Source organism: Sporomusa intestinalis (assembly GCF_055383785.1).
Genome location: NZ_AP042390.1, coordinates 4,567,708 through 4,580,889, shown reverse-complemented (window position 1 = coordinate 4,580,889; position 13,182 = coordinate 4,567,708). Strand labels below are relative to the sequence as shown.

Below are 13,182 nucleotides of genomic sequence, written 5' to 3'. Positions count from 1 at the left end.
AATCATTCGTCTAAGTCCCGCAATTTTCGCCACAGGGTCGAGCGGCCAATCCCCAGCAGCCTGGCGGCCTGCTGCCGGTTGCCCCCGGTTTTGGCCAGGGCTTCGCGAATCGCCAGTGTCTCAAAATCTTTGAGATCGGCCGGAGGCTGGCCCGGGTCCGGCAGGAGGCTTTTCAGGCAGGACCAGACCTCCTCTCTGGTGATAACCGGTGCAGTTGCCAGCACCACCAGCCTTTCGATTATATTGTGCAGTTCGCGGATATTGCCCGGCCAGTCGTACTGGGCCAGCAGGTCAATTCCCTGGGGTTCTATATATTTGACAGAGGTATGGAATTTTTGATTGAAATTGGCAATAAAAGAGCGAACGAATAAGCCGATATCCTCTTTACGCGCCCTGAGCGGCGGGATGCTCACTGTCAGCACCGCCAGCCGGTAGTACAGATCAGCCCGGAATTTTTGCCCGGCCATCATGGCCTGCAGATTGCGGTTCGTGGCGGCTATGACTCTGATATCAACCGGGATAACGCGGTCGTCACCGACCCGGTACACCTGGTGCTCCTGCAGGACGCGCAATAACCGTGCCTGCAGCGAGTCGGACATTTCGCCAATCTCATCGAGGAAAATGGTTCCCCCGTGGGCCTGCTCAAACAGCCCGGTTTTGCCGCCCTTCTTGGCGCCGGTAAAAGCGCCCTCCACATGGCCGAACAGTTCGCTCTCCAGGATGGTTTCCGGGATCGCCGCACAGTTGACAGCCACAAACGGTCCGTTCCGGCGGGGGCTGGCCTGATGGATGGCCTGGGCAAAATATTCTTTGCCTGCGCCTGTTTCTCCCAGGATCAGCACGGTGCTGTTATAGCCGGCAAAGCGTTTGGCTTCTTCAATCACCTTGTGCATCGCAGGCGTGCGGGTTTCAATATCAAGAAAAGACGCCCGGGCTATCCGGCCATGGAGCGATAACTCCTGCCGGGTCTTTTGTTCTAATTCCTGCAACTGGTCAATAAGCTGAAATGTGGCCACCGCGCCCGCCACCTCGCCGCTGACGACAACCGGCTGAAAGCTGACCGCAATCGTACAGTCCCGGCCAATGCGCTCCACAACCCCGATCTGACGTTCCCGGGTCGCCATACACTCCCATAGTCTTTGGATGAAAGAGCTTTCCGCTGCCGCCCAGCCGTCCTTGGCCAGATTAAATAACCGGGCCGCCTCAATATTCATGGCCGTTACGGCGCCGGTATGATCTATGGCCAGGACACCGTAATTAATCGAATTAATAATTGTTTCCAGCTGGCGGGCGGCCTGTTCCTCCAGCCGCTGGTTTGACAGGCGCTGGACCGCCAGGCTGATGGCCTGTTCCAGCCCTTCCCGGCCGGAGGCGAGCGTTATGCCGGTTAAGCCATAAGCCGCGGCTGCTTCCACCACGGCCCGGCTGCCGATAATGGTTGTTGCCCCGAGGTCCCTGGCCCTTAAGATGGCTGTATCAATATCTGCCCCGTCCTCTAAATGCACCTGCATGCTGGCCGGCAATTCCAGAATTTCCTCAATACTGGCAAAGCCGTCGGCCACCTGTTTATCCGCCGCCAAAACCAGCCGGCCGCCCTGGCGGGCGGCTGTCAGGCGGGACCGGAGAATATCGTAGCCGGTGTAGGGGATTTCAATTACAGGAACATTGGGAATGGCGTTAAGAATCATGTGAAACGTTATGCCCCTGGTGATCAGTACTTTGGCGCCGGCGCTGACTGCGGCTTTGGCCGCAGTTACCCCTTCGTTCAGGCGGGCGGGAATATAGGAAATTTGCCTGCCCTGTAAGCCCAGTTTTTCTGCTAACTCCACAATCTCGCGGTCAGGGGCAATGAGGACAATTTCTGACAATCAAGCTCACCCTCTTAAAAATTGCTGCCAATTGTACAGCCAATAATGATTTCCTATACATGTTTCGGGGAGCGGGGAAAATATCCTTTCCCGATTTTTAGCGCATGCATATTTTCCCTATTAATTTACACTACTATTAATTGATGAGGGATAATTATGTCCGTCGTAATGAGTTGATGACAGTGAAAAGACTTTTATGCATAGTGAAATAATTAACTTATAGAGCGCTATTTTTGTATTATGTATTCCGTAGACAAAATGCATTGGCAAATAATATAATAAAAGTGAGAATATTTAAACATATCGGGAGGTTAAGATGCAAAACATTTTTGAAATGGCAAAGATCCCGTTAGACAAGGCAGCAGCCCTGATTAAGATCCATCCTGCTGCCGCTAAGCTGCTGGCTGAGCCGGAACGGACCCTCGAAGTATCTATCCCGGTAATTATGGACGATGGCCGGCTTGAGATATTTACCGGCTACCGGTCCCAGCATAATACCGCCCTGGGTCCGGCCAAAGGCGGGATTCGTTTTCACCAGCATGTTACGATGGATGAAGTAAAGACCCTGAGTTTCTGGATGACTTTCAAAAGCGCAATTTTAAATCTGCCCTACGGTGGCGGCAAGGGCGGCGTTGTGGTTGACCCCCGCAACCTGTCCCGGCGCGAACTGGAGAGCCTTTCCCGGGGGTATATTCAAAAAATAGCGCCAGTCATTGGTGAATATGTAGATATTCCGGCCCCTGACGTGAATACCGATTCGCGGATTATGGGCTGGATGATGGATGAATACAGCAAAGTCTACGGACGTCTGGCCCCGGGCGTGATTACCGGCAAGCCGAAGACGATCGGCGGCTCGGCCGGCCGTGGCTCGGCTACAGGCCGGGGGGTTATGTTTACCGTGCGGGAGGCCTTTAAAAAGCTGGGGATTGATGCCAGACAAGCCACGGCAGCGGTGCAGGGCTTCGGCAATGTGGGCAGCTTTACGGCCAAACTGCTGTACGATATTGGGGTAACAGTTGTGGCGGTCAGTGATGTGCAGGGGGCAATTTATAAGGAGGACGGCTTTAATCCCTATGCGGTAGAGGAATACCTGAAGGAGCATAATTCGGTAGCTGGATTCCCCGGCACCAGCACCATCAGCAATGGCGAATTGCTGGAACTGCCTGTCACCGTATTGGCTCCCTGCGCCCTGGAAAACCAGATTACCAGTGAGAATGCCGGCCGCATACAGGCAAAAATCATTGCTGAAGGCGCCAACGGGCCGACAACCCCGGCCGCCGACGCTCTGCTGGAACAACGGGGGGTTATGATTATCCCGGATGTCCTGGCCAATGCCGGCGGTGTTACGGTCAGCTATTTTGAATGGGTCCAGAATCTGTACCGTTATTACTGGACGGAGAAAGAGGTCCATGCCCGTCAGGAAGAAATGATGGTCGAGGCCTTTGCCAAGGTCTACGAAGCCAGCCGGAACTATAACTGCACCCTCAGGGTGGCTGCCTATATTGTTGCCCTTGAGCGGCTGACGGAGGCCATGAAACTGCGGGGCTGGTATTAAAACCTACAATTTAGCATGAGCAAAAAAAATGTCGGCATAGTGCCGGCATTTTTTTGCCCCATCAGAATTTATAAAATTTCAAGACCGTGATCTAAGGGATAAGAAAAATCTTTGGCTTCTGCCGGCGTCCTGGAGGACTTAGCACAAGACAAGTTTTTCTAATTATATAATAATTATCTGCTTAATTATCGCCAAACGGGAGAATCTATTATTAGCGATTGCGGCCTGTGGTTGCAGGAAAACTGTTCCATGCTGACGAAAGGCAAAATAGTTAACCTCCTGGCAAGGCAATTCATAGGATAAAAAAAATAAAACGATAAAAGTGAGGTAAAAGCATGTCCTTTAATATTGGCCAGACCTATCACGGATTTAAGCTGATGGATGCCAAACACGTAGCCGAGATCAACTCTGATGCCAAATTGTTTGTGCATAAGCAAAGCGGCGCCCGTCTGCTGTATCTGGGCAATGATGATGATAACAAGGTTTTTTCCGTTACCTTCCGTACGCCACCGGCAGACTCAACCGGTGTACCCCATATTGTTGAACACTCGGTCCTGTGCGGCTCACGCAAATTTCCGATTAAAGAACCCTTTGTTGAGCTGGTAAAAGGTTCGCTTAACACCTTTCTTAATGCGATGACCTTCCCCGATAAAACGATGTATCCTGTTGCCAGCCGGAACGAAAAAGACTTCCGCAATCTGATGGACGTGTACCTGGATGCGGTATTTTATCCCCAGATGCTGAAAACGCCCGCCATCCTGATGCAGGAAGGCTGGCATTATGATCTGCCTGACAAGAAGGCCGAGCTTACTTATAAAGGCGTTGTGTATAATGAAATGAAAGGCGTATTTTCCTCGCCTGACGCCATCCTGGAACACCAGATCTATGCGGCGCTGTTTCCTGATACGACCTATGGCGTGGAGTCCGGCGGCGACCCTGAATATATTACCGACCTTACCCAGGAACAGTTTGTTGCTTTTCATAAAAAGTATTACCACCCGGCCAACAGCTACATCTTCCTGTATGGTGATCTCGATTTAGACGATCAGCTTGCATTCCTGCATGAGGCTTATCTGAAGGATTTTACGGCAGTGAAGGTTGATTCGGCGATTCCGCCGCAAAAGCCTTTTACCGAAACGGTGGTTAAAGTGGTGGATTATCCGGTATCGCCGCAGGAGTCGACGAAGGATAAGACTTACATTACCCTCAATATTGCCGCCGGGCAGGCCACTGACGCCGAAAGCTATCTGGGGCTGATGATGCTGGAGCATATCCTGCTGGAGACACCGGCGGCCCCGCTTAAAAAAGCGCTGCTCGATGCCGGGCTGGGCAAAGAGGTATTCGGCAGCTACAACAAGAGCATCCTGCAGCCGACGATGACCTTTGGCGTCAGCGGGGCAAACCCCGGCCAGATTGAGGACTTTAAGGCTGCCGTTGGAGCCACGCTGGCAAAACTGGCTGACGAAGGCCTTGATAAAAAGCTGGTCGAGTCGTCGGTCAATATTTTCGAATTCCATCTCCGGGAAGCAAATTATGGGAACAGGCCTAAAGGTCTTGTCTATAATATGAAGTGCCTTGACAGCTGGCTGTATGATGCGGATCCGCTGATCCATCTGGCGTATGAACCGGCGCTGGCTGCCATTAAGCAGCAGGCTAAAAAAGGCTATTTTGAACAACTGATCAAAACCTGCCTTCTCAATAATACCCACCAGGCCCTTGTGGCCTTAACCCCCAGCTGTGAGGTTGGCGCCCAAAAGTCGGCCGAGTTAAAACAAAAGTTAGCCAAATACAAAGAGAGCCTAAGCCCGGCCCAGCTGGATACCCTTGTCAAGCAAACCAAGGCCTTAAAGGAACGGCAGGAAACCTCTGATTCGCCGGCGGCACTGGAGTCGATCCCGCTGCTGGAACTGAAAGATATTGATCCCCAAGCGGAAGAACTGGTAACCATTGAACAAAAGGAACAGGGAATACCGGTACTGCTGCATCCTTACTTTACCAATCAGATAGCTTATGTCAACCTTTATTTCAACATCGGCGCCGTAGCCGAGGCGGAACTGCCGTATGTGTTTTTGTTAGCCGATCTATTGGGCAAGGTGGATACGGCCAGGCTGCCCTATACAGAACTGGCCAAGGAGATCAATATTCACACCGGCGGTTTCGCCTATGACGTTTTTGCTTTTTCCGAAAATGCCGATGATGAAACCTTTACGCCGATGTTCCGGGTTAAAGCCAAGGCCCTTGTGAACAAGCTGCCGGAGATGTTTGGCCTTTTGGGCGATGTAACCGGCAGCAGCCTGTTTAATGACAGCGGCAGGCTCAAGGAACTGATCCGTGAAACCAAGGCCGCCTGGGATACGGCCCTGTTCCGCCGCGGCCAGCAGGTGGTTGCCAGCCGTCTGTTATCCTATGTATCGCCTGTAGCCAAATACAATGAGGTCGGCTTGCTGACCTATTATAAGTTTATTGCCGCCCTGGAAGACAATCTGGAAAACCGGGTGGATGAAATCGGCCGGACCCTGGCGTCTGTGGCGCAAACAATCTTTAATAAGGATAACCTGCTGGCAGGGGTCACCTGCGCCCGGGAGGATTATGAAAAATTCAAGCAGAGCGTTGGCGTACTCAAAGAAAAACTGGGTTCCCGGCAGTTTAAACCGGTAAAATTCAGCTTCAAGGCCCAGGCCCTTAACGAAGGGCTTCTTACCTCAGGCAAGGTGCAGTATGTTGCCAAAGGCGCCAATTTCCGCCGCCTCGGTTATCCGTATCATGGCAGCATGAAAGTGCTGGAGACAATTCTGCGCTACGATTATCTCTGGAACCGGATCCGGGTTCAGGGCGGCGCCTACGGCGCCTTTGCCCAGTTTGACCGGAGTGGCAACGTCGTGTTTGGCTCGTACCGGGATCCTAATCTGGCTGAAACCGTCAGGGTCTATGACGAGACTGTTCAATATCTGAATAACTTTACGGCCAGCCAGGTAAGCAAACGGGAAATGACCAAATATATTATTGGGACGATGAGTGCCCTGGACACACCGCTGACACCGCAAATGAAGGGTGAACGGGCCGATGCCGCCTATATCAGGAATATCAGCCAGGCCGACCTGCAGCAGGAGCGGGATGAAATACTGGCGACCAGGCAGGACGATATTAGAAAATTGGCCGCGGTGGTTGATGCGGTTATGAAAGCCAACTACCTGTGCGTACTCGGAGGCGAACAGAAAATTAAAGCCAATAAAGAGTTATTCGGACAGCTGGTTACGGTAATTGATTAGTTAGAAAAGAGGATTGCCGCACCAAGACCGCACTGCGTTAGGCGTATATGCCAAGGGCAGTGCGGGCGGTGCCAGGCAGTCTTTTTCTTTATTCGCTTAGTAGCCCCTGCGCCAGCAGGCTGTCGTCAGTTTCCCAGGACTCCACAATGACTTTGGCTGTCCGATATTCAAAACCCATGCCCATTAAATAACTTATAAGCGCTAACTCGGTCATAGCATGGCGCGTACTTGTGCTTTCAAGCTCTCTGATTCCATGACGAATGGCAGGCTCGACCTGTAACAAAAAATAACCGGCAGTGAGCGACTGGCTCGGCACCAGCTGAACCACTGGATTTGGCTTGCAGTTGCGTCCTGTTATCATACTTTGGAAAGATGCCATTATGTTGCCTCCTTATGGCTTTTACTATAGTTTATGTCGCCACGCAACTATTTGTGTGCTTATGTTAAACCATTAAGTAAAAAACAGTCTAAAAATAAACCGGCCGGCAGGAACCGGGGCCAAGCAAGCCAAATATATAGGTAATGCTGCAAGGAGGTAGGTTATGAATCCTCAGGACAGTGTACTTTGGTCCAGAAACTTTACTCTTAGTTGCCTGGCGAATTTTTTCTATTTTGGCAGTTTTTATCTGCTGCTGCCGATTCTGCCGCAGTATGTTGACAGCCTGGGCGGGACGGCGGCGCAGGTTGGGCTGGTTACCGGCCTGTATACCATGGCCGCTGTAGTGGTCAGACCCTATTTCGGCCAGCTCGCCGACCAGCGGGGGCGGAAAAAAATCATGCTGACCGGTGCGGGCTGCTTTACGCTGTTATTTATGCTTTATGGCCTGATTGAGGCTGTTTACCCCTTATATTTGCTGCGTGTTTTTCATGGCCTGGCCCATGCCGCCTTTCTGGCTGCCGCTGCCGCCTATATTGCCGATTTGGCGCCGCCGGCGCGGCGGGGCGAGGCGATGGGGGTTTATGGGACGGCCAATGTCCTGGCCATGGCTTTGTTCCCGGCCTGGGGTACGGCGGTTATCGGCCGGACCGGTGATTTTCATTATTTATTTGCTTTGTCGGCGGCGGTGGCGGGGATGGCTTTTCTCTGCATCCTGCCGGTTAGGGAGCTGGCGGCTGCCCCTGCCGGCAGCCGGCCGGGAAGTGACTTTATCACTGTCGGCAAGCGGTGTGAGGTGCTGATGCCGGCCCTGGCCTTGTTTGGCGGCGCGACCACATATGGGGTCATTATTGCCTTTTTGCCATTATTTGCGCCGCAGCGGGGAATCGATGATATTGGCATTTTTTTTACCGCCTTTGCGGCCAGTACAATTGCCAGCCGGATAATTATCGGCAAGCTGTCTGACCGGATTGGCCGGCAGCGCGTTATTCTGCCCTGCATGGCGCTGGTTGTGGGGGCCGTTTGTCTGCTGGCCCAGCTAAGCAGCAGGGAGATGCTGCTTATTACCGCCCTGGCATACGGTTTCGGCTTTGGCGCCTTTATGCCAACCCTTAACGCGCTGGTTGTTGATTATACACCGCCCCGGGACAGAGGGGCGGCCCTGGGTTTTTTTACCGCCTTTATGGACCTGGGCATAACTGCCGGTTCGGTTATTTTGGGGGTTGCCGGTGAAATATTCGGCTATACGGCTATGTTTTACGGCAGCGCACTGGTAGCTGTTGTCAGTATTGCCGTGTTTATTGTGGGAATGAGGAAGGCAGGTGTAGTTACATATGAATAATATTAATAGCAATAATCCCGCGCCGGCAATGCCGGTTAAGCTGGACGCAGCCGCCGGTCAGGCAGTAAATCAGCAGCCGGCCGGGGCTGTTTCCCGGAACAGCGCCAGTCCGCAACCGGCTGCTACGCCGGCCTTGCTCCTGGCGCTGGCAAGCTTTACGGCTACGGGGCTGACTGAGCTTGGCAAAACCCTGGCCGGCCGCACGGCGCTTGTTGACAGTCTGGCCCCTGAAATCCAGGAGCTTGTCAAAAATATACTGAAGCAGACCCAGTCGGCGGCAACGGCATTGCCGGCCGGGGCGGCCGCCCTGCTGCGGTCGCCGCGAACCGCTGCGGATAAACTGCTGGCCCTGGCGGCGGCGCTGGAGCAAATGGCAGCAGGCGAAACCGGGACCGCGCCGGCCGGGACACCGGCCGGCAAAGCCCAGGCGGCGCTGACTGAGTTTACCCGGACCTGGCGGCAGCTAGCCCCGGGCGAGCTTAAAGCCGCGGCCCGGGCCGTGCGGGAGCTTGCCACCACCGTTTTGCCGCAGCCGGAACAAGCCCCCGCCGGGCAAGCAGCGGCTCCGGCCGCGGCTGCCCAGCCCGGCAGTCCGGCTGCCAAGGCCGGAGCGGGAGCGGCAGTACCGGCTCCGCCCCCGGGCGAGTCCCCTGAGCCGGAAACGCCGGCGAAGACCCCGGCCAGGCCGGAGCGCCAGGACAATACGGCTGCGCCCGGCAAACCGGCGGTTATTCCCCTGCCCGGCCAGGCCAGGCAGGGAAAAGATATGGCGCCAATGCCCCTGCGGCCGGGGCCTGAAGGAGCAGGGGCGCAGGCTGATGCCGCTGATTTGGCGAAGACGGAGTTAAGCCGGCCGGAACTAGCGAAAAACCTGCGGCCGGAGATCAGGGAGTTTATTCAAACCCTGCTGCGCCAGGCCCCGCCGGCCCAGCCCGGAAAACCAGGCCAGCAAGCCCTGCCGAACCCGCCGGCCCGCCCGGATCTGCAAACCCGGCCCGGTCTGGCGGACCTGCCGGCACCCCTGGCGGCTTTTATCAAATCCGCCCGACCCTTGGCGGAAAAACTGATCCTGTTTGCCGCCGCCCTGGAGCAGGCGGCCGAGTCATCCGGCCCGGCGGAGCGGTCCGCTGCTGCCAAAGCTGTGCCTAATACCCCGGCAAATCCGGCTGAGGCCGCTGCTGCCTGGCCGGGAAAAAATCCCCAGGAATTGAAGTCTGCCGCTAATATTATCAGAAATTTGGCGGAGACAATGCCCAAGCCGGGTGGTGTTGTCGCCGAACGCCAGGAGCAGCAGAGCCTGTTAACCTTTACCACTTCGCTTTATTTCGGTGATGGCCAGACAGCGTATCCGGCCCATATCCATATTTACCAGCAGGAGCAGCAAGACAAAAATAATCCGGCCCAGACAGAGATCGAAACCTGGCTCAGGCTTAGTCTGGAAACAGAGAACATCGGTGTGGTGGAGACCTCGTTCCGCTTATATGACGGCCACACCGTAGATGTCAAGGTCCGGTTTGCCGATCCGGCAGCGGCTGACGGGTTTGCCGCTGTTGCCGGCGAGGTGAAAGCGAAGCTGGGCGAGCTGCCGCTTACCCTGGGGGAATTTCTGGTTAAATAATCATCTCACAATTTTTCGCTCATTCTTTGGAAAAACCTGGCTTGGACCCGGTCCTGCAGGACGCCGGCAAAGCGGCCTGTGCCCTTTAGGGTATAGATTTTTCTTCTCCCTTAGAATACAGCTTTGCATTTTAATAAATTCTAATGGGGTAAAATACTATAAGGTACATAACTGGCGGCGTTACTTATTGGCTGCTGTGACGTTAAAGTATATGTAAGCCTGAAAAGTGGTGACAATGGTGTCAGAGAATGAAAATCTCATAATTGCCAAGGCCCGGGAAGGCGACCGGGCCGCGCTTAATGCTTTGGTTTCCGGCCATTGGCCTGCTATTTACCGGCTGGCTCTGGCCAAAACCAGTAATCCGGACGATGCCCAGGAAATTGCCCAGGACACTTTCCTGCGCGCCCTGGCAGCGCTGCCGCGCTACAAAGAAACAAATGCCACTTTTAAAACCTATTTGTCGCGTATTGCGCTTAATCTTATCATTGACTTTTACCGCCGGCGCGGTCGTTCCCCTCAGACTGTGGATATTGCCGATTATCATGAACCGATTATTGATCCTGATTCCCGCCCGGAAGAGGCTGTACTTAACACCGAGCGCCGGGAAGCGGTACTCTGTCTGCTGGCCCGCTTGCCTGATGAACAGCGGCAGGTTATTGAGCTGCGCATTGTCCGGGGGCTGGCAGTGGCTGATGCTGCCCGGATTATGGGCAAAAGCGGCGCAGCGGTAAAAATGCTGCAGCAGCGGGCGTTAAAAAAACTGAAAGAATTATTTGCCGAGCAGGGCATAACTGGAGGTGAAGCCGGTGCAGGACAATACCAAATTTGAAAAAAGTCAGGCCGAAGCCCTGTCAGCCGCCATTGATGCCCTTAACCGGGGCATGGCGCCTGATGAGAGCCAGGACGACGAACTAACAGAACTGCTCCATGCTGCCCGTCTGGTTAAGCAGGCTTCCACAGTTACAGCACCACCGCCGGCAGTGCTTGACCACCTGGTAGACCAGGCAGCCACCACCATTGCCCGGGAAAAACGCAAGCGCAGCCTGGCCTGGGGGTTTGCCAGCGTGACAAGTGCCGTTGCTGCTGTTGTCTTGGTGGTTTTGCTGCAGGTTATGCCGCCGGTTACCCCGGAGCAGCAACTGGCCAGGACGATGCCGCCGGCAGCCGAGACGGAACCACCGCCGGCGCCGTCCATTACCCAGCCGCCACCAGATTTAATCACCCCGCCGGCTGAGACCCGGACCCCGGCTTTGCCGGCAGTACCGGAACCCCCGGCCGGCCAGCCCGAAGCCGCTGAGGTTGCTCCGGCCGCAGATGAACCGCCCCAGGTGGCCCTGATGCCGCCCCAGTCGCCGGTGCCGGCAGCCAGCGGCACTATGCTGGCCTTGGCAGAGCGGAAAGCCGATCTTGTTACCATTGATGCGGTCACGAAAACAATCCGCCAGGTTTATCACCAGGGATCGCCGGCTGAGATTATCATTACCCAGGGCCCAAAAACTCAGCGCAGCCTCCGGACTGCTCCCAGACCCCCGGAGATGCAGATGAAAATGGCGGCCCCTGTTCCCAACGAATCGGTAGAGATCAAACCGCCTGGCCGCAACAAAGTAACCGTAACCATTGGCAACATCGAAGTAACCCTGGAGGGCGCCGCCACTGAGGCCGAGCTCCTGAGCCTGGCCAAAACCCTCACCCAGGTAAGTATCGCCAATTAAAACAGTGACTCAAGGGGACGGTTCTCTTGAGTCATTTTTTATTGGCAAAAATGACTCAGAAGAACCGTCCCCCTGAGTCGCTCGGGCGTTGGTGGAAAACTTTGCTGTGGGCAGGGGGCGTTACCTTTGTTTAACCGGGGCGTTTATTTAGGTGAGTTGGCCAATGAGTCATTTGCAGTAATTAATCAACAGAAAGGGTTTAGAAATATGAATTTTAATAAGAAGCAGATAAAAGGTATTGCCACGGTTACCGGTCTGGGAGTCATGCTGCTGGCTGCTTTCCCCGGGGCGGCAGCTGCCAAAGGGCCGGAGACCGCTTCCGCTGCTGTGAGTCAGTCAGAAGTGCGGTTATTGCCGGCCATGACGGAGGATATGCCGGCTGTTACCCTGAAGGAGACTGCGGTGCAGGAGCTGGTGGACAGTCTTGCTAAGGTTTCGGTAAAACTGCCAGGCCGTGTTGCCGCCGGTTCCGGCCGGATTGACGTGGGGCCGGGGGTGGAAAACCTTGATTATGCCAAAGTCATTAAGTGGCAGCAAAATGTCGATGCCGGTTACGAGCGCTGGCGCCTTGACCCCCTGCAAGTGGCGCGGCGGGAAGGAAAACAGTATGGTTTCACCGACAAGGATACCTTTACCATTGTGAAACGGCTGGCACAAAGCAATTTGGCCCGCCATGGCGAGATACACGTCAAAGTAACTCACGCTGGCAAAGACTATACCATGATTTTGGTTAAGCCGTTTGGGGGCGGTGACGCCATCTGGACAACCTATAAGGTCCTTGGTCAGTATAAACCGGTTCCCCCGGCTGAAACTGCCGGCAAAACCTTGTTTTCCACAACTAAATATGAGGGCTGGCGCTGGCAGAGAGGGAGCTATCTGAAGGACATGGCTTTTGCCACTGTTGTCGATTATAATTATCAGCTTAAGCAGGATAAGCGGATTCCCGAACAGGTTCTGAGCAAAATAAAAAATATCAATTATGATAAAAAAGTCGTATTGTTTGCCTACCTGGGCACAGCTCCGTCAGGGGGTTACGGTATCGGCATCGAAAAAGTGGTTGTGAACGGCAGCAAGATGACGGTGACTGTCCGCACCCAAAGCCCGGGCCGCGGTTCAGCCGTAACCATGGCGCTGACCCAGCCGGCCGACTATATCGTACTTGATAAAGAGATCTTCTCCAGCCGTGGCGGTATGGATATTACGTTTGTTGACCAGAACGGCAAGGTGTTGAGTAAAAATAAATTAACAATCAGCTATCGGTAGAAAAAATGAGATTGCGGCCTGTTTGCCGCAATCTCATTTTTATTTATGGTAACTATGTTGTTTTCTCAGGCAGGAAAATATTATATAATAAAAAAACAGTTGTTAATCAGACGGAGGTAATCCATGGACGGGATCAATTTGTTATTGGTATTTTTGTTAATACTATGTATGATTTCTGC

Annotated in this window: 9 protein-coding genes; 7 read left to right on the top strand and 2 right to left on the bottom strand. The window is 54.1% G+C overall.

Features of this window, described 5'->3' with window-relative positions:
* Positions 1-2: 2 nt before the first annotated feature.
* The gene (locus ACZ481_RS21340) at positions 3-1,868 is read right to left on the bottom strand and encodes a sigma 54-interacting transcriptional regulator (RefSeq protein WP_464767348.1); all 1,866 of its coding nucleotides are present in this window, start codon (positions 1,866-1,868) and stop codon (positions 3-5) included.
* 316 nt (positions 1,869-2,184) lie between these two features.
* On the opposite strand from ACZ481_RS21340, the gene ACZ481_RS21335 reads away from it, so the two are divergent.
* Positions 2,185-3,423: a Glu/Leu/Phe/Val family dehydrogenase gene (locus tag ACZ481_RS21335; protein ID WP_464767347.1), complete on the top strand. Its 1,239-nt coding sequence runs from the start codon at positions 2,185-2,187 to the stop codon at positions 3,421-3,423.
* A gap of 335 nt (positions 3,424-3,758) precedes the next feature.
* Positions 3,759-6,692, top strand: coding sequence for an insulinase family protein (locus tag ACZ481_RS21330; protein ID WP_464767346.1), 2,934 nt, complete (start codon positions 3,759-3,761; stop codon positions 6,690-6,692).
* A gap of 88 nt (positions 6,693-6,780) precedes the next feature.
* Here the strand turns inward: ACZ481_RS21330 and ACZ481_RS21325 are convergent, their stop codons facing one another.
* Positions 6,781-7,071 carry a hypothetical protein gene (locus ACZ481_RS21325; RefSeq protein WP_464767345.1) on the bottom strand — a complete coding sequence of 97 codons (291 nt, stop codon included), beginning with the start codon at positions 7,069-7,071 and terminating at the stop codon, positions 6,781-6,783.
* A gap of 163 nt (positions 7,072-7,234) precedes the next feature.
* Between ACZ481_RS21325 and ACZ481_RS21320 the strand changes: the two genes are divergently transcribed.
* From ACZ481_RS21320 to ACZ481_RS21300, 5 genes are all read left to right on the top strand, one after another.
* Positions 7,235-8,410, top strand: coding sequence for an MFS transporter (locus tag ACZ481_RS21320; protein WP_464767344.1), 1,176 nt, complete (start codon positions 7,235-7,237; stop codon positions 8,408-8,410).
* Entirely contained in the window at positions 8,403-10,028 is a 1,626-nt protein-coding gene (locus ACZ481_RS21315; RefSeq protein ID WP_464767343.1) for a hypothetical protein, read from the top strand. Before ACZ481_RS21320 ends, ACZ481_RS21315 begins: the two co-directional genes overlap by 8 nt.
* Before the next feature lie 235 nt (positions 10,029-10,263).
* Positions 10,264-10,857, top strand: coding sequence for an RNA polymerase sigma factor (locus tag ACZ481_RS21310; RefSeq protein WP_464767342.1), 594 nt, complete (start codon positions 10,264-10,266; stop codon positions 10,855-10,857).
* Complete coding sequence (locus ACZ481_RS21305; protein ID WP_464767341.1) at positions 10,835-11,740, top strand: hypothetical protein; 906 nt, start codon at positions 10,835-10,837, stop codon at positions 11,738-11,740. The genes ACZ481_RS21310 and ACZ481_RS21305 overlap by 23 nt, the downstream gene beginning before the upstream one ends.
* A 126-nt stretch (positions 11,741-11,866) precedes the next feature.
* The gene (locus ACZ481_RS21300; RefSeq protein ID WP_464767340.1) at positions 11,867-13,003 is read left to right on the top strand and encodes a protease complex subunit PrcB family protein; all 1,137 of its coding nucleotides are present in this window, start codon (positions 11,867-11,869) and stop codon (positions 13,001-13,003) included.
* Positions 13,004-13,182 lie beyond the last annotated feature (179 nt).